This window comes from Pseudoalteromonas spongiae UST010723-006, from assembly GCF_000238255.3.
GTDB classification, from domain to species: Bacteria; Pseudomonadota; Gammaproteobacteria; order Enterobacterales; family Alteromonadaceae; genus Pseudoalteromonas; species Pseudoalteromonas spongiae.
This window is the reverse complement of sequence record NZ_CP011039.1, coordinates 1575390-1599445: the sequence shown is the minus strand read 5'-3', so window position 1 is coordinate 1599445 and position 24056 is coordinate 1575390. Positions and strand designations below refer to the sequence as shown.

At 41.8% G+C, this 24056-nt stretch carries 20 protein-coding genes; 13 read left to right on the top strand and 7 right to left on the bottom strand.

The genetic code is table 11. The features are described 5' to 3' along the window. Positions 1-43: 43 nt before the first annotated feature. The 4 genes from PSPO_RS07520 to sucD all read left to right on the top strand — a co-directional run bounded on the left by PSPO_RS07520 (position 44) and on the right by sucD (position 6554). Positions 44-2857, top strand: a complete 2814-nt coding sequence (locus tag PSPO_RS07520) for a 2-oxoglutarate dehydrogenase E1 component (RefSeq protein WP_010560045.1) — start codon at positions 44-46, stop codon at positions 2855-2857. Between the two features lie 10 nt (positions 2858-2867). Next, positions 2868-4349, top strand: coding sequence for a 2-oxoglutarate dehydrogenase complex dihydrolipoyllysine-residue succinyltransferase (gene odhB, locus PSPO_RS07515; protein ID WP_010560046.1), 1482 nt, complete (start codon positions 2868-2870; stop codon positions 4347-4349). 166 nt (positions 4350-4515) lie between these two features. Then, on the top strand, positions 4516-5682 hold the full coding sequence (gene sucC, locus PSPO_RS07510) for an ADP-forming succinate--CoA ligase subunit beta (protein ID WP_010560047.1): 1167 nt from the start codon (positions 4516-4518) through the stop codon (positions 5680-5682). After that, complete coding sequence (gene sucD, locus PSPO_RS07505) at positions 5682-6554, top strand: succinate--CoA ligase subunit alpha (protein WP_010560048.1); 873 nt, start codon at positions 5682-5684, stop codon at positions 6552-6554. The genes sucC and sucD overlap by 1 nt, the downstream gene beginning before the upstream one ends. Positions 6555-6619: 65 nt before the next feature. Here sucD and PSPO_RS07500 read toward each other — a convergent pair whose 3' ends face one another. Continuing rightward, positions 6620-7342: a substrate-binding periplasmic protein gene (locus tag PSPO_RS07500; RefSeq protein ID WP_010560049.1), complete on the bottom strand. Its 723-nt coding sequence runs from the start codon at positions 7340-7342 to the stop codon at positions 6620-6622. A gap of 143 nt (positions 7343-7485) precedes the next feature. On the opposite strand from PSPO_RS07500, the gene glnS reads away from it, so the two are divergent. After that, positions 7486-9153 carry a glutamine--tRNA ligase gene (gene glnS / locus PSPO_RS07495; protein WP_010560050.1) on the top strand — a complete coding sequence of 556 codons (1668 nt, stop codon included), beginning with the start codon at positions 7486-7488 and terminating at the stop codon, positions 9151-9153. 90 nt (positions 9154-9243) lie between these two features. Here glnS and PSPO_RS07490 read toward each other — a convergent pair whose 3' ends face one another. The 4 genes from PSPO_RS07490 to PSPO_RS07475 all read right to left on the bottom strand — a co-directional run bounded on the left by PSPO_RS07490 (position 9244) and on the right by PSPO_RS07475 (position 14079). Continuing rightward, positions 9244-10968 (bottom strand): proline--tRNA ligase, encoded by a 1725-nt coding sequence (locus PSPO_RS07490; RefSeq protein ID WP_010560051.1) that lies wholly within the window; start codon positions 10966-10968, stop codon positions 9244-9246. Positions 10969-11048: 80 nt separating this feature from the next. After that, on the bottom strand, positions 11049-11771 hold the full coding sequence (gene tsaA / locus PSPO_RS07485) for a tRNA (N6-threonylcarbamoyladenosine(37)-N6)-methyltransferase TrmO (RefSeq protein ID WP_010560052.1): 723 nt from the start codon (positions 11769-11771) through the stop codon (positions 11049-11051). A gap of 66 nt (positions 11772-11837) precedes the next feature. Next, positions 11838-12314, bottom strand: coding sequence for an acyl-CoA thioesterase (locus PSPO_RS07480; protein ID WP_010560053.1), 477 nt, complete (start codon positions 12312-12314; stop codon positions 11838-11840). 118 nt (positions 12315-12432) lie between these two features. After that, the gene (locus PSPO_RS07475) at positions 12433-14079 is read right to left on the bottom strand and encodes an electron transfer flavoprotein-ubiquinone oxidoreductase (RefSeq protein ID WP_010560054.1); all 1647 of its coding nucleotides are present in this window, start codon (positions 14077-14079) and stop codon (positions 12433-12435) included. Positions 14080-14248: 169 nt separating this feature from the next. On the opposite strand from PSPO_RS07475, the gene PSPO_RS07470 reads away from it, so the two are divergent. Both PSPO_RS07470 and PSPO_RS07465 read left to right on the top strand, forming a co-directional pair. Further along, positions 14249-14998, top strand: a complete 750-nt coding sequence (locus PSPO_RS07470) for an electron transfer flavoprotein subunit beta/FixA family protein (RefSeq protein ID WP_010560055.1) — start codon at positions 14249-14251, stop codon at positions 14996-14998. Further along, positions 14998-15924 carry an electron transfer flavoprotein subunit alpha/FixB family protein gene (locus tag PSPO_RS07465; protein ID WP_010560056.1) on the top strand — a complete coding sequence of 309 codons (927 nt, stop codon included), beginning with the start codon at positions 14998-15000 and terminating at the stop codon, positions 15922-15924. Before PSPO_RS07470 ends, PSPO_RS07465 begins: the two co-directional genes overlap by 1 nt. A gap of 559 nt (positions 15925-16483) precedes the next feature. Here PSPO_RS07465 and asnS read toward each other — a convergent pair. Next, the gene (gene asnS / locus PSPO_RS07460; RefSeq protein WP_010560057.1) at positions 16484-17881 is read right to left on the bottom strand and encodes an asparagine--tRNA ligase; all 1398 of its coding nucleotides are present in this window, start codon (positions 17879-17881) and stop codon (positions 16484-16486) included. Between the two features lie 169 nt (positions 17882-18050). Between asnS and PSPO_RS07455 the strand changes: the two genes are divergently transcribed. Both PSPO_RS07455 and PSPO_RS07450 read left to right on the top strand, forming a co-directional pair. Then, positions 18051-18398, top strand: a complete 348-nt coding sequence (locus PSPO_RS07455) for a hypothetical protein (RefSeq protein ID WP_010560058.1) — start codon at positions 18051-18053, stop codon at positions 18396-18398. Then, positions 18395-18826 (top strand): AAA family ATPase, encoded by a 432-nt coding sequence (locus PSPO_RS07450; protein ID WP_010560059.1) that lies wholly within the window; start codon positions 18395-18397, stop codon positions 18824-18826. The genes PSPO_RS07455 and PSPO_RS07450 overlap by 4 nt, the downstream gene beginning before the upstream one ends. A gap of 18 nt (positions 18827-18844) precedes the next feature. On the opposite strand, the gene bioA is transcribed toward PSPO_RS07450, so the two are convergent. Beyond that, positions 18845-20122, bottom strand: coding sequence for an adenosylmethionine--8-amino-7-oxononanoate transaminase (gene bioA / locus PSPO_RS07445; RefSeq protein WP_010560060.1), 1278 nt, complete (start codon positions 20120-20122; stop codon positions 18845-18847). Between the two features lie 96 nt (positions 20123-20218). Here bioA and bioB point away from each other — a divergent pair, with 96 nt between their 5' ends. The 4 genes from bioB to bioD are packed head-to-tail and all read left to right on the top strand — an operon-like array spanning position 20219 to position 23828. Then, positions 20219-21259 carry a biotin synthase BioB gene (gene bioB, locus PSPO_RS07440; RefSeq protein WP_010560061.1) on the top strand — a complete coding sequence of 347 codons (1041 nt, stop codon included), beginning with the start codon at positions 20219-20221 and terminating at the stop codon, positions 21257-21259. Beyond that, entirely contained in the window at positions 21260-22390 is a 1131-nt protein-coding gene (locus PSPO_RS07435) for an aminotransferase class I/II-fold pyridoxal phosphate-dependent enzyme (protein ID WP_010560062.1), read from the top strand. Beyond that, a complete protein-coding gene (gene bioC / locus PSPO_RS07430; protein ID WP_010560063.1) occupies positions 22387-23145 on the top strand; it encodes a malonyl-ACP O-methyltransferase BioC in 759 nt (252 codons plus the stop codon). Before PSPO_RS07435 ends, bioC begins: the two co-directional genes overlap by 4 nt. Continuing rightward, positions 23142-23828, top strand: a complete 687-nt coding sequence (gene bioD, locus PSPO_RS07425; protein WP_010560064.1) for a dethiobiotin synthase — start codon at positions 23142-23144, stop codon at positions 23826-23828. The genes bioC and bioD overlap by 4 nt, the downstream gene beginning before the upstream one ends. The last annotated feature ends 228 nt before the right edge of the window (positions 23829-24056 follow it).

Below are 24056 nucleotides of genomic sequence, written 5' to 3'. Positions count from 1 at the left end.
TAACTAAAACTTAGTATTCTGCGCTAGTAAAAAGGGCTTATAAATGCACGAAGGTGTAATGAAGGCATGGCTAGAGTCTTCTCACTTTAACGGTGGTAATGTCGCATACGTAGAAGAACTGTATGAAGCGTACTTAGATGACGCGAGTTCAGTTTCTGACGAATGGCGTGAAGTGTTTGATGCACTACCGAAAGTAGAAGGTGTAGATGTCGATGTAAAACATTCCGACATAAGAGCACAATTTGCCGAGCTTGCGAAAAACAAGCATAAAGAAGTAGTCGTTGCAGCAGGTGGCGCATCTGATGCAAAACAGGTTAGGGTTCTGCAATTAATTAATGCATACCGTTTCCGTGGTCACCAAAATGCAAACCTTGACCCATTAGGTTTGTGGCAGCGTGAAAAAGTACGTGATTTAACACTTGAACACCACGATTTAACGGATTCTGACCTAGATAAAGAATTCAACGTAGGGTCATTTGCTTCAGGCAGTGACACTATGAAACTAAAAGACTTATATGCAGCACTTAAGAAAACCTACTGTGGTTCGATTGGCGCTGAATATATGCATATCACGTCTACAGAAGAAAAACGTTGGTTACAACAGCGTTTAGAATCTAACTTTGCCCAGCCTCAATTTAGCAACGAAACTAAGTTACGCATCTTAAAAGGCCTAACGGCTGCTGATGGTCTTGAAAAATACCTAGGTGCTAAATTCCCAGGTGCAAAACGTTTCTCACTAGAAGGTGGTGATGCGCTAGTACCTATGCTTAAAGAATTAATTCACAGAGCAGGGGAAAGTGGTCAGGAAGAAGCCGTTATTGGTATGGCGCACCGTGGTCGTTTAAACGTTTTAGTTAACGTACTTGGTAAAAACCCTCAGGTTCTGTTTGATGAATTCGCTGGTAAATATGGCGAATTAGCAGGTTCTGGTGACGTTAAATATCACATGGGTTACTCATCTGATTTCGCAACTACGGGCGGCAACGTGCACATGGCACTTGCGTTTAACCCGTCGCATTTAGAAATCGTTAATCCGGTGGTAATGGGTTCAGTACGTGCACGTTTAGACCGTTTAGGCTGTACGAATGGCTCAAAAGCACTACCTATCACTATTCACGGTGACTCGGCAATTGCTGGCCAAGGTGTGGTTCAAGAAACATTCAACCTATCACAAACACGCGCATTCAGTGTTGGCGGTTCGATTCGTATCGTTGTAAACAACCAAGTTGGTTTTACAACTTCTAAACAAGAAGACGTTCGCTCAACTGAATACTGTACTGATATCGCGAAAATGGTGCAGGCACCTATTTTCCACGTAAATTCAGACGACCCAGAAGCAGTTGCTTTTGTAACGCAACTTGCGCTTGATTTCCGAAACAAGTTTAAGCGTGACGTAGTAATTGACTTAGTATGTTACCGTCGTCATGGTCACAACGAAGCGGATGAGCCAAATGCGACTCAGCCGTTAATGTATCAGAAAATCAAAAAGCACCCTGTGCCGCGTCAGATTTACGCTGATACGCTCGTGTCTCAAGGCGTATTAAGTGCTGATGAAGCAAAAGCGCTTGCTGATAACTACCGTAACGGTTTAGACAACGGTGTGTGTGTTGTTGATGAAATTCAACCAGACACAAAACACTCATCAGATTGGTCTAAGTTTGTGGGTCACGATTGGGACGTTGCATACGATCCAGCGCTGCCGCTTGATAAGCTGAAAGCATTGGGTGAATCAGTTGCTAATTACCCTGAAAACCACAAAGCACAGTCTCGCGTTAAGAAAATTTACGATGATCGTAAAGCGATGGCAGCGGGCGAAAAGCCGCTAGACTGGGGTATGGCTGAGACACTTGCTTATGCATCACTAGTAGACGAAGGTACAGATATTCGTATTACCGGTCAGGATTCTGGTCGTGGTACGTTCTTCCACCGCCATGCAGTAGTGCACAACCAAGCAGATGCTTCTACCTATTTGCCGCTACAAAATATTCGCCCTGAACAAGGCGCGTTTGAAGTGTACGATTCGGTACTATCTGAAGAAGCGGTACTTGCGTTTGAATACGGTTATGCAACAGCAGAACCAACATCGCTTGTATGTTGGGAAGCGCAGTTCGGTGACTTTGCCAACGGCGCACAGGTTGTATTTGACCAATTCTTAAGTTCTGGTGAGCAAAAGTGGGGCCGTTTATGTGGCTTAACTATATTGCTACCGCATGGCTATGAAGGCCAAGGTCCAGAGCACAGCTCTGCACGTTTAGAGCGCTTCTTACAGCTATGTGCTGACCACAATATGCAAGTATGTGTGCCGTCAACGCCAGCTCAGGTTTACGCAATGATCCGTCGTCAATCAGTTAGACCACTTCGTCGTCCATTGATTGTTATGACACCTAAATCATTACTGCGTCACCCACTTGCTGTTTCAAGCCTTGAAGAGCTTTCAACGGGTGTATTCAACAATATGATTGATGAAATCGATGATATTGATGCAAGCAAAGTTGAGCGTGTTGTGTTCTGTAGTGGTAAGGTTTATTACGAGCTACTGCAACAGCGTCGTGAACAAGAGCTAAACAATGTTGCTATTGTACGTGTTGAGCAATTGTACCCATTCCCACATGCGGAAATGGAAACAATTATGCAGCGCTACCAACATGTTAAAGATTTTGTATGGTGTCAAGAAGAGCCGCAAAACCAAGGTGCTTGGTACTGCTCGCAACACCATTTCTGGGAAGCAATTCCACAAGGTGCTAACTTAAGCTATGCAGGTCGTAAGGCATCAGCTTCGCCAGCATGTGGTTATATGTCAACCCATACTAAAGAACAAACTGCGTTGATCGCCGACGCTCTAACAATTAAAAAATAAGGAATAAGAGATGACAACCGAAATTAAGGTTCCTGTTCTTCCTGAATCTGTTGCAGATGCAACAGTTGCAACTTGGCACGTGAACGTTGGTGATACAGTTAGCCGCGATCAAAACCTTGTTGATATTGAAACAGATAAAGTAGTGTTAGAAGTAGTTGCACCGGAAGATGGTGTGATTACAGAAATTTCTCAAACGGAAGGTGCAACGGTACTTGGTGAACAAGTGATTGCACTATTAGGTGCGGCAGATGCAGCAGCTGCGCCAGCAGAAACAACAGCAGCGCCAGTAGCGGCGCCAGCAGCAGAAGGTAAAGAAGTGGATATTAAAGTTCCTGTACTTCCAGAATCAGTAGCAGACGCTACGATTGCAACATGGCATGTTCAACCAGGTGAAGCGGTAAGCCGTGACCAAAACCTAGTAGACATCGAAACTGACAAAGTTGTTCTTGAAGTTGTAGCGCCAGAAGATGGTGTAATGGGTGATCACATTCACGCAGAAGGCGACACAGTACTTGGCGAACAAGTAATCGGTAAACTAGTTGCAGGTGCAGCACCTGCGGCGGCAGCGCCTGCAGCAACAGCTGAAGCACCAGCAGCATCTGATGAAAATTCAGACGTATTAACACCTTCTGTTCGTCGTTTAATTGCAGAAAAAGGCCTTGATGCTTCACAAATCAAAGGTTCTGGTAAAGGCGGTCGTATCACTAAAGAAGACGTAGACGCGTTCTTAAAAGCACCAGCAGCTAAATCAGCAGCACCTGCGGCCGCAGCACCAGCTGTTGCACTTGGTGAGCGTACGCAAAAGCGTGTTCCTATGACACGTCTTCGTAAGACAATTGCAAACCGTCTTCTTGAAGCTAAGAATTCAACAGCAATGCTTACAACGTTTAACGAAGTAAACATGAAACCAATCATGGATCTTCGTAAGCAATACAAAGATGTATTTGAAGAGCGTCACGGCATCCGTTTAGGTTTCATGTCTTTCTATGTGAAAGCAGTTACTGAAGCGCTTAAGCGTTTCCCTGAAGTAAACGCGTCTATCGACGGTGATGACATTGTTTATCACAACTACTTCGATATCAGCATTGCAGTTTCTACGCCGCGCGGTCTAGTAACTCCAGTACTTCGTGACTGTGACAAGCTGTCAGTTGCTGAGATTGAAAAAGGTATTCGTGAACTAGCACTTAAAGGTCGTGACGGTAAACTTACTGTTGATGACATGACAGGTGGTAACTTCACGATTACTAACGGCGGTGTGTTTGGTTCACTACTTTCAACGCCAATCATCAACTTACCGCAATCATCTATTCTTGGTATGCACAAAATCCAAGATCGTCCAATGGCGGTAAATGGTAAAGTTGAAATTTTACCTATGATGTATCTAGCACTATCGTATGACCACCGTCAAATCGATGGTAAAGAATCAGTTGGTTTCTTGGTTACAATTAAGGAACTACTAGAAGATCCAACGCGTTTATTATTAGACGTATAATAGATTTGGATTAAAAAATAAGCTGTGGAGTGATTCGCAGCTTTTTTTTTGCGCCTTTGGTCGTACTGGGGTTTTCATACCTGATTGGTGCGACTATACTAGGTGCGCAATTTGGGATGGTTGAACAACGGTTCAACCCTTTACGTAATACAATTGGAAAAGCATCATGAATTTGCATGAGTATCAGGCAAAGAAATTATTTGCCGACTATGGTTTACCAGTTTCTGAGGGTTATGCATGTGACACTCCTCAGGAAGCTGCAGAAGCTGCTGATAAAATTGGCGGTGACAAGTGGGTTGTTAAATGTCAGGTTCACGCAGGTGGACGTGGTAAAGCGGGCGGTGTAAAGCTTGCTGACAGCAAAGAAGAAATCAAAGAATTTGCACAAAACTGGTTAGGTAAAAACTTAGTTACTTACCAAACTGACGAAAATGGTCAGCCAGTAGCTAAAATCCTTGTTGAAAGCTGCACAGATATCGCTAACGAATTATACCTTGGCGCTGTAGTAGACCGTGCTTCTCGTAAAGTTGTTTTCATGGCATCTACTGAAGGTGGCGTTGAAATCGAACAAGTTGCTGAAGAAACACCAGAACTAATTCACAAAGCTGAGATCGATCCACTAGTAGGTCCTCAAGCTTACCAGGCACGTGAACTAGGCTTCAAACTAGGTTTAAACCCTACACAAATGAAGCAGTTTGTTAAGATCTTCATGGGTCTTGCTAACATGTTCAACGACCATGATTTCGCACTATTAGAAATCAACCCATTAGTAATCACTGACGAAGGTAACCTTCACTGTCTAGACGGTAAAATCGGTGTAGATGGTAATGCTTTATACCGTCAGCCTAAAATCCGTGAAATGCACGATCCGTCACAAGAAGACGAGCGTGAAGCACACGCAGCTCAGTGGGAACTGAACTACGTAGCACTAGACGGTAACGTTGGTTGTATGGTTAACGGTGCTGGCCTTGCAATGGGTACGATGGACATCGTAAACCTACACGGCGGCAAGCCAGCTAACTTCCTAGACGTAGGTGGCGGCGCGACGAAAGAGCGTGTAGCTGAAGCATTCAAGATCATCTTATCTGATGACAATGTTAAAGCAGTACTAGTTAACATCTTCGGTGGTATCGTACGTTGTGACATGATCGCAGAAGGTATCATTGGTGCAGTTAAAGAAGTTGGTGTAAATGTACCTGTAGTTGTACGTTTAGAAGGTACTAACGCTGATCTTGGTCGTGACGTTCTTGCTAACTCTGGCCTTGACATCATCGCAGCTGAGTCACTAACTGACGCTGCTGAGAAAGTTGTTGCTGCTGCGGAGGGCAAATAATGTCTGTATTAATTAACAAAGATACTAAAGTAATCTGTCAGGGTTTCACTGGCGGCCAAGGTACTTTCCACTCAGAGCAAGCGCTTGAGTACGGTACACAAATGGTTGGTGGTGTTTCTCCAGGTAAAGGTGGTCAAACTCACCTAGGTCTTCCTGTATTTAACACAGTACGTGAAGCGGTAGAATCTACTGGTGCAACTGCATCTGTAATCTACGTTCCAGCACCTTTCTGTAAAGATGCAATCCTTGAAGCTATCGATGCAGGTATCGAGCTAATCGTTTGTATCACTGAAGGTATTCCAACGCTAGACATGGTTGACGTTAAAGTTAAGCTTGACGAAACTGGCGTTCGCATGATTGGTCCAAACTGCCCAGGTGTTATCACTCCGGGTGAAACTAAAATTGGTATTATGCCTGGTCACATCCACAAGCCAGGTAAAGTAGGTATCGTATCACGTTCTGGTACACTTACTTACGAAGCTGTTAAGCAAACAACTGATGCTGGTTTCGGTCAATCAACATGTGTTGGTATCGGTGGTGACCCAATCCCAGGTACTAACTTCATCGACGTTCTTGAAATGTTCGAAAAAGATCCACAAACTGAAGCGATCGTAATGATTGGTGAGATCGGTGGTACAGCTGAAGAAGAAGCTGCTGAATACATTAAAGCTAATGTAACTAAGCCTGTAGTTTCTTACATCGCTGGTGTTACTGCTCCTCCAGGTAAGCGTATGGGTCACGCTGGTGCGATTATCGCTGGCGGTAAAGGTACAGCTGACGAGAAATTCGCAGCGCTAGAAGCAGCAGGCGTTAAAACTGTTCGTTCACTAGCTGATATCGGTAAAGCACTAGCTGAGAAAACTGGCTGGTAATTTACCTATCGTTTAAAAAAGGCTGCATCTGCAGCCTTTTTTATTGGATAATTTTCTTAGTTCGTTTAGAAAGGCACTAATTGATACTCTTCGACACTGTATTTTTGCATTATCTTTTTATAAGAGCCTGACTTAAAGGCATTTCCGATTGCTTTATTCACAATGGAAAGGATTACATCTCTTTTTGGGTTTGTTTTGCCTACCGCAATATGTGCGGTATAAGTTTCAATCTTCTTTTCGTTAAACACTATTCGTTTATTTAAAGTGTGTAATTCATTATGTAATAAGTAGTCGCCATAACTACGTGACATGACAAATCCTTGTAATTTTTGATTACTCAATAACAGCAAGCCTTCTTGTGCTGTAGTAACTTTAATTTGTTTATTTTGGTCGAGAAAAGTTAATTGACTATAATTATTTAGTAGTCGCACTGAGCCAAAGGGGGCAAGTGGATCAGAGCGATGATTTTGAAATATGCCAAACTGATCTTGGCCAATAGCAATGCTTAAAGATGCCCAACTTTCTCTACCTTTGAAATTTGCTGCCAAAAATAACCCGTCACTTTTCCCTTTTTTTACTGATTCTTTGGCTCTTGCCCAAGGGGAAACATTGGTTTTTACTTCATAACCTATATTATTAAGTTCGACATTTAGTATTTCCCAAGAAGCTGCGTAAAAAGGGTAATCTTTTATCATTTTTAGATGGTCATGACCAACCGCAAAGGTAATAGAATTTGAAGCTGTGACTGAACAGCTCACAATAAACAACAATGCAAATAGTATTTTCACAAATTAAACAACTTTTATGATATGTAATTCTTAATGTAGCGTTATTTTTTTAACCTTGCAAAGTGATTGGAGCTAGTCGCTGAGCCTTTTATTTGTAATAATTAGGCCGTTAATTTATTTAATGAATATAGGAAAATTTCGCAATGGCGGAAGCAGAAAATCGAGCAACAAACTTTATCACTAATTTAATTGATAAAGATTTAGCATCAGGAAAACATGCAGCAACACATACACGTTTTCCACCAGAGCCGAATGGTTTTTTACATATTGGTCACGCAAAGTCTATCTGCCTAAACTTTGGTATTGCACAAGACTATAAAGGCCTATGTAACTTACGTTTTGATGATACGAACCCAGAAAAAGAAGACATCGATTACGTAAACTCAATTCAACAAGATGTTAAATGGCTTGGTTTTAACTGGGATGGCGATATTTGTTATTCGTCAAACTACTTTGACGAGTTATACGGCTACGCGGTAGAGCTAATTGAAAAAGGCTTAGCGTACGTCTGTTTCTTATCACCAGATGAAGCGCGCGAATACCGTGGTACTTTAACAGAAGCAGGTAAAAACAGCCCTTACCGTGATACCAGTGTTGAAGAAAACTTAGCGCTTTTCGAAAAAATGAAAAATGGTGAGTTTAAAGAAGGCGAATGTGTTCTACGTGCAAAAATTGATATGGCGAGCTCATTCATGGTGCTACGCGATCCAATTATTTATCGTATTCGTTTTGCACATCACCACCAAACAGGTGACAAGTGGTGCATCTACCCAATGTACGATTTCACACACTGTATTTCAGATGCGTTAGAGGGTATTACTCACTCACTTTGTACGCTTGAATTCCAAGATAACCGCCGTCTATACGATTGGGTGTTAGATAACATTTCACTTGAATGTCATCCGCAACAAATTGAGTTTTCTCGTTTAAATCTTGAATACACACTAATGAGTAAGCGTAAGTTAAATGCATTAGTTGAAGAAAAGCACGTAGAAGGTTGGGATGACCCGCGTATGCCTACAATTGCGGGTTTAAAGCGTCGTGGTTATACACCTGCTTCGGTACGCGAATTCTGTAAGCGTATTGGCGTTACAAAACAAGATAATATGGTAGAAATGGGCATGTTAGAAGCATGTATCCGTGATGACCTAAACGAAAATGCACCGCGTGCAATGGCAGTACTTGATCCGATTAAAGTCGTAATCGAAAATTTCCCAGAAGATAAAGTGGAAGAATTGACTGTTCAAAATCATCCAAATATCGAAGAAATGGGCACGCGTATCGTACCTTTCACGCGTGAAGTATTTATTGAGCGTGAAGACTTCCGTCTTGAGGCGAACAAAAAATATAAACGTTTAGTGCTGGGTAAAGAAGTGCGTTTACGTGGTGCGTATGTTATTAAGGCGGAACGTGTTGACCAAGACGAAGCAGGCAACATTACTACTATTTACTGTACATACGACGATGAAACACTGGGTAAAAATCCAAGTGATGGTCGTAAAGTAAAAGGCGTTATTCACTGGGTAAGTGCAAGCCAAGGTGTTCCAGCAGAAGTACGTTTATACGACCGTTTATTTACTGTGCCTAACCCGGCAGCGGAAGAGGACTTTGTCACAGTATTGAACTCAGAGTCTTTAGTACGTTTAACTTCTGCGGTTGTTGAGCCAGCACTTGCCAATGCAGAAGCTGAAGTAGGTTACCAGTTTGAACGTACAGGCTATTTCTGTCGAGATAGTAAAGCAGAAGGGTTAGTATTTAACCGTACTGTTGGCTTACGTGATTCTTGGGCGAAAGAAGAAAACAAAGCCTAATTTCAAAAAAGGATATGGGTTATACCTATCCTTTTTAAAAGACACAAAAAAAGCGCTGTGATAACACAGCGCTTTTTTATGATCTTACAATTATGATTTAACTAGGTTAATAATTGCTTCAATCGCGTTATCTAGGTCAATAAGTTCTTTTTCACCTGTAATACGATTTTTGTATTCGATTTGATTGTTATCTAGATTACGCTCACCGATCACTAACGTATGCGGTACGCCAACTAATTCCATATCGTTAAACATTACGCCTGGGCGTTCTTTACGATCATCAAATAATACATCAATACCAGCAGCTTGAAGATCTGCGTATAACTTGTCGGCAATCTCTGGAATACGATGCGACTTGTGCATATTCATTGGTACGATTGCCAGCTCAAACGGAGCAAGGGCAGTCGGCCATTTAATACCGTATTGGTCGTGGTTTTGTTCGATTGCAGCAGCAACGATGCGCGAAACACCGATACCATAACAACCCATGGTCATAATTTGGTTTTTACCGCTTTCAGCAAGTACGCCTGCTTTCATTGCCTCAGAGTACTTTGTGCCAAGCTGGAAAATATGACCAACTTCAATACCACGTTTGATATTTAATACGCCTTTACCACATGGGCTAGGATCGCCTTCCACAACATTACGAATATCTTCAACTGTGTAGTCGGTAACGTCACGGTCAAAGTTAATGCCACTGTAGTGAACACCATCTTCATTCGCACCCGCAACAAAATCCGCCATTACAGCCGCTGAACGGTCAACAATAATTGGCATATTTAAACCAACCGGACCAAGGGAACCTGGCTTTGCACCCGTTGCTTTAACGATGTCTTCTTCCGTTGCAAACTCAAGTGGTGAATCAACCAGTGTTAGCTTTTCAGCTTTAAGCTCATTAAGTTCATGATCGCCACGTACGACGAGTGCAACTAGACCACGTTCTTCGTTCTCATTTGGCGCGCCGTAGGCAATTAACGTCTTAACGCCGCGGTGTGGTTTAACACCATGCTGCTGTTTTAGATCTTCAATTGTTTTTGCATTAGGCGTATCGAAACGGTTTAGCTCTTTTGCTGGTGCAGGGCGTTCGATACTTGGTGCTACCGCTTCTGCTTTTTCAATATTCGCGGCGTAGTCTGACTCTGAGCTAAATGCGATGGCATCTTCACCAGATTCTGCAAGTACGTGGAATTCATGCGAAACTGAGCCACCGATTGAACCAGTATCTGCAATTACTGGGCGGTAATCTAACCCTAAACGCTCAAAAACATTACAGTATGCTTGGTGCATTTTCTTATACGTTTCATTTAAGCATTCTTCACTTAAATGGAAAGAATAGGCATCTTTCATGGTGAATTCGCGCGCGCGCATTACACCAAAACGTGGGCGAACTTCATCGCGTACTTTAGTCTGGATTTGATAAAGATTTACCGGCAGTTGTTTGTAACTGCTAATCTCTTTACGAACAAATTCAGTAATAACTTCTTCGTGTGTAGGACCTAACGCAAAAGGACGGTTGTGACGGTCATTAATACGCAGTAATTCTGGGCCAAATTGCTCCCAACGACCAGACTCTTGCCAAAGGTCGGCTGGCTGGATAATGGGCATTAACATTTCAATCGCACCGGCTTTGTTCATTTCTTCACGAACAATGTTTTCTACTTTACGTAGTACTTTTAAACCACTTGGTAACCAAGTGTATAAACCCGATGCTAGTTTGCGGATCATTCCCGCGCGTAACATAAGCTGATGGCTGATAATTTCTGCATCAGATGGCGTTTCTTTTAACGTCGCTAAAATATATTGACTAGTACGCATTTGCTTTCCGAAATGTTAAATCTATTTTTATAAGGTAAGGCGCTAAGTTTATCAGTGTATGTAAAAATTCAAAAGCCTTACTATGCTGGCTTTTCGCTATTTTTACTAATTTCTAATACGGTAACGTCGCTTTCAATCACTTGCCATTTAATATTTAAATCAAACAAGCTCATGCCGTATTCTTGTAACCCGGCTTTCGTTTTTTTATAGGCCGGTCGTGGGTCTTGTTTTAATACCTTCTCAATAAAGCTTTGTAGCTCAGGGTAAAGTGCCGAGTTATTCTCACAAAACGCAATGGCTTTATCTGCAAACTCAATGACTAATGGCGTTTCTGGGCGCGTATCTGCAAACCCTGCAGTTGCGTTTGGTAGGCTATCGGAATAGGGCAAGTAGGGCTTGATATCAAGAATCGGTGTACCATCTAGTAAGTCAATACCTGACAGCTCAAGCCAAAGTTGACCATGTTCATAGTGCACACCTTCGAGTTTAACCGCACTCATACCAATGCCATTTGGTCTAAAGGTGGCGCGGGTTGCAAACACTCCTTTTTTATCGTTGCCGCCTAAACGAGGTGGGCGAACTAATGGCGACCAGCCTTTATCGGCCGTTTCATGAAAACGAAAAATCAGCCAAACATGGCTAAAGTCTTCAATACCACGGACAAACTCTTCACGATTAAACTCACCAACAAATTTGCACTTGGCTTTTGCTTCTGGAATAAGGCGAGGCTGGCGAGGTATCGCAAATTTTTGTTTATAGGGAGATTCGATAAAGGCAATTGGACTTAATTGGTAGTCATTCATAACACTAACAAACTTAAATAGGCACTGTAAAAGCGCCTATTTTGCCATAAAACGTGTTGAATAAAATTATTCTTCTTTCATTTCTTGTTCGAACACTTTTTCCGCTTGCAGTGACATGTCTTTCATCTTCTGCGCGTATTTTTGAATACGCTTTTCATTTGCGGTTTTTGCTTCAAAGGCAGGAACCGGTACAGGGTAACCAGCTTGATCCGTAGCGACAAAATTGATGATGCAATTATTCGATTCTACCATCTGCCCAGATTTCGGATCGCCACAGCGAACAGCGATAAATATTTGCATACTGGTTTTACCTGTATTAGCTATTTTGGCTTCAACTTCAACAAGTTGCCCAACAAGAATAGGGCGATGGAATTTTATTGCCGCAACTGATACGGTAACACAGTAATGACCACTCCACAGCGCTGCACAAGCATAACCCGCTTGGTCAATCCACTTCATAACAATGCCACCGTGTACTTTACCGCCAAAGTTAACGTCGGTAGGTTCTGCCAAAAATCTAAATGTAACGCTGTCTTTATCCATAATTACTTGATAATCAGTGTGTTGTTTATTGAGTATTAGCGATAACTAAGGTTTTAACAAGTAATAAAAAAGGCATGCTCACGTGGGAGAGCATGCCTTTGACAAATACAATTGGAAATTACATATTCGGGTAATTTGGTCCGCCAGCACCTTCAGGTGTGACCCAAGTAATGTTTTGACTCGGATCTTTAATATCGCAAGTTTTACAGTGGATGCAGTTTTGCGAATTAATAACGAACGTTGGTTGACCTTCAACTTCGTTAATTTCATATACGCCTGCTGGACAATAGCGCTGTGCAGGCTCATTGTACTCAGATAAGTTTTTACCAAGCGGTATTGTATTATCTGCCAGTTTCAAGTGACATGGCTGATCTTCTTCATGGTTTGTGCTTGATAAAAACACTGAACTTAGTTTATCAAAACTAAGTGTGCCATCGGGTTTTGCATAGTTAATTTCCGAATGGCGACTAGCTGGTTCAAGGCAGGCATGATCAGGTGTGTCATCTTTAAAGCTAAATGGTAAACCGCCATTAAATAAGTTTTGGTCAATGGTGTTATACATACCGCCAAAAAACTTACCTAGCTTATGCATTGCTGGGCCAAAGTTTTTGCTGCTGTTTAATTCTTGATAAAGCCATGAATTCTCAAAACGCGATGCAAAGTCATCGAGCTCTGTATTAGCTTTATTTTCCTGTATCGCAGTGAAGATACTTTCCGCGGCCAGCATGCCTGACTTCATTGCGGTGTGATTACCTTTAATCTTGGCAAAATTAAGCGTACCAGCATTACAGCCAACTAACACACCACCTGGAAACGTCATTTTCGGTAATGAGTTTAAACCACCTTTTGCGATGGCCCGTGCGCCATAAGCTATGCGTTTACCGTGTTTCAGTGTATCTGCAAACACTGGGTGGTGTTTCATGCGCTGAAATTCATCAAACGGTGACAGGTGCGGATTGCTGTAGTTTAAATCAATGATTAAACCAACAACCACTTGATTGTCATCGCCATGATACATATAAGAGCCGCCGCCGGTATCTTTATCAAGTGGCCAGCCTGCACCATGTACAACAAGCCCGGGTTTATGGTGTTCGCTCGGAATTTCCCAGATTTCTTTAAACCCTAAACCATAATGTTGTGGTGACTTACCTTCATCTAGTTTAAATGTACTGATCAGCTCTTTGCCTAAATGGCCGCGGCAACCTTCAGCAAAAATAGTGTATTTAGCGCGAAGTTCCATACCTGGCATAAAGCCATCTTTTTCTTCGCCAGATTCACTTACGCCCATATCACCTGTGATTATGCCTTTTACCGCATCATCTTCAATTATCAGTGAATGCGCACTAAACCCTGGAAAGATTTCTACACCTAGGTTTTCTGCTTGTTGTGCTAAAAAGCGACATACATTACCCATGGAAACGATGTAGTTGTCGTCATTATGGAACGTTTTTGGCGTGGCAAAAGCAGGTAGCTTTTTCGCACTACGTTCATCATTGAACCAATAAATGTCATCTTGACTCACTTTAGTATTAAGTGGGGCGCCAAGTTCTTGCCAATTTGGTAGTAATTCATTAAGTGCACGGGGTTCAAATACCGCGCCTGATAAGATATGAGCTCCGACCTCTGAACCTTTTTCAACCACACAAATCATTAATTCTTGTTCATTTTCTTGTGCTAGTTGTGCCAGTTTTATAGCGCTTGATAAGCCCGCAGGCCCAGCGCCTACAATAACTACATCAAACTCCATGGTTTCACGTTGTACCATGATATTGCCCCTGTTGAATTAAGCTGGTCTTTGTTAACCAAATAACCTGTTATTGGCTTTAGCATATTTTAGGTTGACGTTTACGTCAACAGGAAGTAGCCTTAAAACCAAATAACGGTTAAATAAGTTTACCTAGGTTTACGTACACGTAAACATTAAAGGAGAGGTTATGAAAATCCTAGTTCCGGTCAAACGAGTGATCGACTATAACGTAAAAGCGCGCGTAAAAGCCGACAATAGTGATGTTGATCTTAATAATGTAAAAATGGCCCTTAACCCATTTTGTGAAATCGCGGTGGAAGAAGCTATCCGCATTAAAGAAGCAGGCAATGCAACTGAAGTTGTCGTTGTATCAATTGGCGATAAGGCTTGCCAAGAACAGCTTCGTACAGCACTTGCTCTCGGTGCAGACAAAGCAATCCAAATTGACACCAGCGAACGTTTGGAGTCGCTGCATGTAGCTAAGCTACTTGCCAAAGTTGTAGAGCAAGAAAACCCAGAGTTAGTCATTTTAGGTAAACAAGCGATTGATTCTGATAACAACCAAACAGGTCAGATGCTTGCCGCGCTAACAAACCGTGCACAAGCAACATTTGCCTCAGAAGTTGTAGTTGATGGCGATAAGCTTAATGTGACACGTGAAGTTGATGGTGGTTTACAAACAATTGTAGTTAACTTACCAGCGGTTGTGACTACGGATCTTCGCTTGAATGAACCTCGTTATGCAACGCTTCCTAATATTATGAAGGCTAAGCGCAAGCCGCTTGATGTATTAACCGCAGCGGATCTTGGTGTTGATGTTACGCCGCGTATTACAACCTTAAAAGTAGAAGAGCCAAGCAAGCGTGAAGCAGGCGAAATTGTCGCAGACGTAGCAACGCTAGTTGAAAAACTAAAAAATGAAGCGAAGGTGATCTAATGTCAGTACTTATTATTGCAGAGCACGAACATGGCGTGCTTAAAAACGATACAGCTAAAGTAGTTTCAGCCACGCAAAAACTCGGTAAGTCGATCACAGTTTTAGTTGCAGGCTTTAATGTAGCCGCAGTAGCAGAAGCTGCAAGCAAAATTGAAGGTGTATCAAATGTGATTGTTGCCGATAATGCAGCATTAGAGCATCAACTTGCAGAAAATATGGCAGATCTTGTTGTCGATTTAGCAGGTGATTATTCACATATTTTCGCAGCTGCAACCACAACAGGCAAAAACTTTATGCCGCGAGTGGCTGCACTGTTAGACAAAGTGCAAATTTCTGACATTATCGAAGTGATTGACGAAAATACATTTAAGCGTCCAATTTATGCTGGTAATGCAATTGCTACGGTACAAAGTAGTGAAGATAAACACATTGTTACGGTACGTTCGAGTGCGTTTGATGTAGCAGGTGAGCAAGCGCCAGTAGCTGTTTCATCGTTTGATGCAGTTAAAGAGAACGCGCTAAGCAGTTTTGTTTCACAACAAGAAACAGAAAGTGAACGCCCAGAACTTACCGCAGCAGATGTGATCATCTCAGGTGGCCGTGGTATGCAAAATGGCGAAAACTTTGCATTGTTAAATGGTATCGCAGACAAACTTGGTGCAGCGATTGGTGCATCGCGTGCAGCTGTTGACGCCGGCTTTGTACCAAACGACATGCAAGTAGGGCAGACAGGTAAAATTGTTGCGCCGCAGCTTTATATCGCGGTAGGTATTAGCGGTGCAATTCAGCATCTCGCAGGTATGAAAGACTCTAAAGTGATTGTTGCAATCAACAAAGATCCCGACGCACCAATCTTCCAAGTTGCCGATTATGGTCTAGTTGCTGATCTATTTGATGTACTTCCAGAATTAGAAGCATCTTTGTAACAACACAAGCTTATTCCAATTGTAAAAGCCTTGCTTCTTTAGCAAGGCTTTTTTTATGGTTCTTTTTAATTTAATTCTCTAACCCTAGGTTGATTCGCCACAAAACACTATACGTGTAAAAACTTGCGTGAGCAGATTATTGATTATCATGTGCTTTATAAGCCTGTTGATGTAGCAGATTACTAGGGTCTGTTGACCTTTCAAGTTCGTTTTTGCAGCAGTTTGATTGGGTTTTATACAAGGCGGAGGCTGCGTGGCATAGTTATTCTATGTGAGCCAGCGAAAAGCCAATCAAGCGCTGCCGAACGGTTCTTTTGAGCGCATTTTTCTCATTGTTGCCTATATGGATGTAGGTAAGGGGCGTGAGCAGGACGCGGAAGCTTTGCACGATATTCGCTTAGATTACTAGGCCACACATCGAGCGCCGCGATAAAAGCACGCTCAAACAGAACAAAAATAGAACAGCAAAAATCAACAGACCCTAGGCTAAAATGACAAAAACAAAAAAACCGGCATTTGCCGGTTTTTCATTACGTGTACTTAATTAAACGATACGCGTTTAGTAAGTAGCTGAACCTTTTGTACGCGGGAAGGCGATAACGTCACGTACGTTACCCATACCTGTTACGTAAGCTACAAGGCGTTCAAAACCCAGGCCGAAACCTGAGTGAGGAACAGTACCGTACTTACGTAAATCGCGATACCAAGAGTAATCTTCTTTGTCTAAGCCCATTTCTTCTAAACGCGCATCAAGTACGTCTAGACGTTCTTCACGTTGTGAGCCGCCAATGATTTCACCGATACCAGGTGCAACAACGTCCATTGCCGCTACTGTTTTGCCGTCTTCGTTTTGACGCATATAGAAGGCTTTAATGTCTTTCGGGTAGTTTTTAATAACTACTGGTGCATTAAAGTGCTCTTCTGCAAGATAGCGCTCGTGCTCTGATTGTAAATCCACACCCCATTCAACTGGGAATTCGAATTTCTTGCCACAGCCTTTAAGAATTTCAACAGCGTCTGTGTAGTCAACTTGTGCGAAATCTTTTTCAACAAAGTCTTCTAAACGTGAAATAGCGGTTTTCTCAACACGTTGTGCAAAGAATTCCATGTCATCACGGCGCTCTTCAAGTACTGCTTTAAATACGTATTTCAGCATGTCTTCTGCAAGTGCGGCAATATCGTTAAGATCTGCAAATGCTACTTCAGGCTCAACCATCCAGAATTCAGCTAAGTGACGAGAGGTATTTGAGTTTTCAGCACGGAATGTTGGGCCAAAAGTGTAGATTTTTGACATTGCTGAACAGTAAGTTTCGCCGTTTAGCTGGCCAGATACTGTTAAAAATGCTTCTTTACCAAAGAAGTCTTCGCTGTAATCTACATCGCCTTTATCAGTGCGTGGTAAGTTTTGCATATCGAGTGTTGATACGCGGAACATTTCGCCCGCACCTTCACAGTCACTTGCTGTGATAATAGGTGTAGAAATCCAAACGTAACCACGCTCATGGTAAAAACGGTGAATTGCTTGTGATAAGCAGTTACGAACACGCGTTACTGCACCGATAATATTAGTGCGAGGACGTAAATGTGCGTGTTCACGTAAATATTCAATACTGTGACGCTTTGCAGCCATAGGGTATGTATCTGGGTTTTCTACCCAACCTACTACTTCTACCGATTCCGCTTGAATCTCAAACGATTGGCCTTGGCCTTGTGATTCTACGATTGTACCAACAACCGTTACTGAACAGCCTGCGGTAAGCTTGGTCACTTCTTCATAATTATTGAGTGAATTCGGTACCACAGCTTGAATAGGATCGAAACAACTACCGTCATGAACGGCTAAAAAAGAGATTCCTGCTTTTGAATCGCGACGTGTGCGGATCCAACCTTTAATAGTAACGGTTGCACCTACTTCTACACGGCCTTTCAAAAGGTCTGTGATAGCTATATGGCTCATTTTCACTCCAATGATTAAAATGCCTAAATAAATTCTTGTTGTTCTTACTTAGCATGCGCTAAGAAAGTTTGTTATCTTACCTGTGAAAGAAAAATAAAAAAACAGCAAATTTCCCGATAATGTGTAATATGCTTAAAAATAGTGAAATTTCATTGAATAACTGACGCGTATGATAAAAGAAAGGCGCAGCAAATCACCTGTAAGGCAAAACGTATTACATGCGTTATCAATTATCGCGTGGTTTTTCTTTTTGCTTGCGCTGATTATGTTTCACTACGCAAGACCAGAGCTTGAATATGGCATTATCCGTTATTTTGGTTTATCGCATCGTGATCATTGGTTGATGACGCCACGTAACCTGCTGATTCTTTTTTTAATCTTAACTGGTATTATATCGAGTATTTCAATCATCATGCGTCAGCGTTACAACCGCCGCAGTGATGATAGTATCGCGGTTAATCAGATCAGTTTATTAGTTATTTGTATTATTTGTTTATTGGTAATTTTGTTTAGATGAAACAAGTGTTTATTTTAAGGGGTCTGCCAGGCGCAGGGAAAAGTCATTACGCTCAGAGTTTGTGTGATGAAATGGTAAATGGCGATGAAGGCCAATTTGTAATTTGCTCAACCGACGATTTTTTTATCAGTGATGGTCAATATCGTTTTGATAAAGCCAAGCTAAGTGAATACCACAACCTTAATTTAGCGCGTTTTATACGTGCGTTGAGCCAGCAAATTCCGTTGGTGATTTTGGATAACACCAACATTAAAAAGTGGGAATTTATTGCGTATGCTGAAGCGGCGCACGCGCTTGGTTATCAAGTTAAAGAAGTGGTTGTGGGTGAAATTAAAGATAAAGCGATGCAGCACCTTTATTATCAGCGCAACATTCATAAAGTACCGCTAAAAACCATCAATAAAATGGCTTACCTATTTGAATGGTAAGCCATTAGGCCTTAAATCCTACAAAATCGATTTAATCGCATTACACATTTTGATGATTGACTCATCTTGCATTATGTAAGGCGGCATCATATAAATCAGTTTGCCAAACGGCCTTAACCACACGCCTTGTTCAATGAGCTGTTTTTGCACTTTGGCAACGTCAACCGCTTGCTTCATTTCGACAACACCAATTGCCCCTAGAATACGAACATTTGCCACAGAATCTACATTTTCAAGCTTTTGTAAGTGTGCTTTAAAACAATGTTCAATGCGCGTAATGTTACTTTGCCAGTCTGTTTTAAGCAGTAATTCAATGCTTTTATTGGCAACCGCACACGCGAGTGGGTTTGCCATAAATGTAGGTCCATGCATCATCACACCTGCATCGCCTTCACTAATACCAATTGCCACTTTATCCGTTGTTAAGGTTGCCGACAGCGTCATATAACCACCGGTCATTGCTTTACCAATACACATAATATCAGGCTCAATATTGGCATGTTCAACGGCAAACATTTTTCCTGTACGACCAAAGCCCGTAGCGATTTCATCACAAATTAGCAGTATGTCGTACTCATCACATAATTCGCGCACCGCTTTTAAATAGTCGCTGTGATAAAAGTTCATACCGCCAGCATTTTGTACAATCGGTTCTAAAATAAAGGCGGCAATATCCAAGTGATGCTTTTCAAAGTATTGCGCTAATATATCGCGCTCTGCACGGTGAAATGCGTCACCAAACTTACTTTTTGGTGCAGGAACAAAATAGTGCTCAGGTAAAAAACCTTTGTACAACGAATGCATGCTATTAACCGGATCGCATACACTCATCGCCGCAAATGTATCGCCGTGATAACCTTTACTTAGTGCCATAAGTTTGTTTTTACGCGTATTACCTTTACTGCGCCAATATTGCATTGCCATTTTAATGGCAACTTCTACAGCAACGGAGCCTGAATCGGCTAAAAAGATACGCGTAAGCGAGTGTGGTGTAATGTCGAGTAGTTTCTTGCCAAGGTCAACTGCAGGTTGGTGGGTTAAACCGCCAAACATCACATGACTCATTTTATCAACTTGTTGCTTTATTGCGTTGTTAAGTTCAACGTTATTGTAGCCATGCAAAACGCTCCACCATGAGGCCATTCCATCAATTAATTTTTCACCCGTTTCCAAATGAATATGCACGCCATCAGCATGTGTAACTGGGTACACCGGCAGAGGATTTATCATTGACGTGTAGGGGTGCCATAAATGATTTTTATCAAAATCCAAATCAATTGTTTCTTTAGTATTCAAATGTAAACCCTTAAAGCTTGCGTTTGGTTGACAATGAGGTGTTGCTGCGTAGACTAGCGAAATTAAGTTCGAGAAACAAATAAAAACGAGAATTCCATGGAACAAGCTCAGGTGCGTAATAACTGGACACTCAGTGAAGTAAAGGCATTATTTAATATGCCGTTTAACGATTTACTGTTTCAAGCTGCCAGTGTTCATCGTCAACACTTTAATCCAAACAAAGTACAAATCTCTACGCTGTTATCTATTAAAACGGGCGCATGTCCTGAAGATTGTAAGTACTGTCCTCAATCAGGCCACTATAAAACGGATCTAGAACGCGAGCGTTTGATGGAAGTTGAGAAAGTAGTTGAACAAGCGCGTATTGCTAAAAATAAGGGTGCTACACGTTTTTGTATGGGGGCCGCTTGGTCTGATCCGAAAGATCGCGATATGCCGTACATTGCAAAAATGGTGAAAGAGGTGAAAGAACTGGGTCTTGAAACCTGTATGACGCTGGGTATGCTTGATAACGATAAAGCACATGCACTGCGTGATGCGGGACTGGATTATTACAACCATAACTTAGATACCTCACCTGAATATTACCAACAAATCATCACTACACGAACCTACCAAGATAGACTTGATACCCTTGACCACGTGCGTGACGCGGGTATGAAAGTATGCTCGGGTGGCATTGTTGGTATGGGCGAACAAGCAAAAGACCGTTACGGTTTATTAATGCAGCTTGCAAATTTACCAAAGCAGCCAGAAAGTGTGCCAATTAACATGTTAGTAAAAGTAAAAGGCACGCCACTTGAACATGTGGACGATTTAGATCATTTTGAGTTTATTCGTACGATTGCGGTTGCGCGCATTATGATGCCAAAAAGTTACGTTCGCTTAAGTGCAGGACGTACGGCGATGAATGAGCAGATGCAATCAATGTGTTTCTTTGCTGGCGCTAACTCAATTTTCTATGGTGATAAATTACTTACTACGGATAATCCAGAAGCAGACAGTGATATGATGCTAATTAAAAAGCTGGGTATGTCACCTGAAAGTGCTGAAGATTATTCCGATGAGGCATATCAAGCGTCGTTAGAATCAGCAATCGCTGATAAAGAAACATCAGAACTATTTTATCCTGCATAAATGGCGTTCGAATATTTAAATAAGACGCTTGCCGCTAGGCAGCAAGCGTCTTTATACCGTCAGCGCATTGCCTTTGAGCGTGTTGGTCCGCGTTTTTTGCTTAGAAATAATACACAGTATTTAAATTTCGCATCAAATGACTACCTTGGTTTAGGTGACGAGCCAATTACGGGTGTAGAAAATACCTTAGGTGCAAGTAGTTCCTCGTTAGTCACTGGCTATCAAAGTGCGCATATCGCACTTGAAAATTACCTCAAGTCTAAGCTCAATTATCAAGCGTGTTTATTGTTTAATTCAGGCTTTAGCGCTAACGCTAGTGTGCTTAAAAGTTTGATGAATGAAGCCAATAGTGAAATATTTCAAGATAAACTAAATCATGCCAGCTTGATTGACGGGGGCCTCGCGGCAAACGCAACGAATACTCGCTTTAATCATAACGATTTAAAACATTTAACACGTCGCTTAGAAAAATCAAAAGCGCAGCATAAGTTGATTGTGAGTGAAGGGGTGTTTTCAATGGATGGTGATAGTGCACCAGTTGCTGAACTTGCACACATCGCGAAACAACACAATGCCTGGTTAATGATTGATGATGCACATGGTTTTGGTGTAATGGGTAATCATGGTTTAGGCAGCTGTGATGACATTAAACCAGAAATACTGATTATCACTTTTGGCAAAGCTTGCGCAAGCAGCGGGGCAGCTGTGTTATGTAGCCAAAATGTGGCCAACTATTTATTGCAATTTAACCGCGATTATACCTATTCAACCGCAATGTCGCCTTGGCTTGCATCGGCAACGCTTTCGCGATTAGAACGGCTTTATAGTGCCGATGAAAAACGGGCACGCCTTAACGACAATATTGCGTATTTTAAAACCCTTGCAAGTAATCATAACCTTGCACTCATGCCGTCAAATAGCGCTATACAACCGCTGGTGCTTGGTGATAGTGAAAGCTGTTTAGCGCTGAGTGAGTATTTAAAATCAAATGGTATTTGGCTTACGGCAATTAGACCTCCAACGGTCCCCCATAATACAGCACGGCTAAGAATAACGCTTACCGCTGCACACCAAGCAGCAGATATTGAACAGTTGATAAATCAGCTTGTTGATGGGTTAAAATTGTTATGATGTTGTCTGCGTTAACCAAAAAGCAAGCTACTGCGTCTCATTTTTCTAAAGCGGCAGAGCGCTATCAAAGTCATGCCCATGTGCAAAAGCAAGCAGCCGATATACTGTTAAAATCATTGGGTGCAAGGTATAAGGTCGCGCTTGATTTAGGCTGTGGCCCCTTTGTTAATTCGTTTGAACTGAAAAAACGCTGCGATTATCTTGTAAGCATGGATTTAAGTGAAAGCATGTTACAACAAGGTGTTACACCTAGTATCTGCGCTGATATGGATACCTTACCGTTTCAGGGCGACTGTTTTGACCTGATATTTAGTAATTTTGCAATGCAATGGAGTAGTGATTTAGCGGCACTTTTAACCCATTTTTACCGTGTTTTAAAACCAGGTGGTCGCGCACACTTTAGTATTGTGGCCGATGGCACGTTGCAAGAAATTAAAGATGCTTTCTCAGTGCTCGACAATGAACCTCACATAAATCGCTTTGTAACACAAAACGATATCGCCAATGCAGTTGCACATACGCCGTTTAAATTAATCAGTAGTAGCTTTTGTCATCATAAAATATTTTACGATAGCCCTAAGCTTGCCTTAAACTCTATTAAAGAAATTGGTGCAAATCATAAAGTTAATAGTAGCGAGCAGCGCAGTGGATTGATGGGTAAACGTAAATACCGTGCATTGTTAGCTAATTATCCAAAAGAGCAGGGGCAATTTCCGGTAAGTTACCAAGTTGCTTATATAGTGATAGAGAAATGAATCAAGTTTTTATAACTGGCACAGATACAGAAGTAGGTAAAACCTATGTATCGAGCCTTTTAATTAAATATATTAAACAACATAAACGATCCGTTACCGGTTTTAAGCCGATTGCCGCAGGGGCTGAGCAGGCGTTTGGTGAGCTCGTCAATGAAGACGCGTTAACATTGTTGGAGTCTGGCAATGTAGCACTGCCGTACAAATTGATTAACCCGTTTTGCTTCGAGCCACCCATTGCGCCACATATTGCAGCAAAAAAAGCCGGAGTAGAGATAACTAAACCGGCACTATCAAACCATTTAGATGTGCTTAAGCAACAAGAGCTTGACCATTTGATAATCGAAGGTGCTGGCGGTTGGGCATTGCCAATTAATGATAGTGACTTACTGTCAGATTGGGTTTCTGAGCAAAATTTACCGGTGATTTTAGTTGTTGGTCTAAAGTTAGGCTGTTTAAATCATGCATTATTGACGTTAAGTCATATCAAACAAAGCGGCGTCAAATGCGTTGGTTGGATTGCCAATTATGTTGACGATGGCATGTTAGAACAAGACGAAAATCTGCAAACCCTAAAAGCACGATTAGATTGCCCATTATTGGCCATTGCTCCTAACTGTAAAAACGACAAACCAAAGCTTCAAGTGTATCAAGCACTTAACACTGCGCTTAATTTAACTAATTGAAACGAGTGCGTGTTGTCGCTTGTTGATTTAGCCCACGAGATCTACAAAGCGACGCCGCGACCAAAGCGGTTTGGATTTGCACAAAATTTAGACCATAAAGAACAACACCCTCTAAATAACTTTATGTAAATTTCATGGTGTGTTTAGTTTTAAATAATATGTGTGTCATTTTGTAAATTTATCTTGAAACGTAATCAAAAGACACTATATAAAGCGGTAGAAAACACA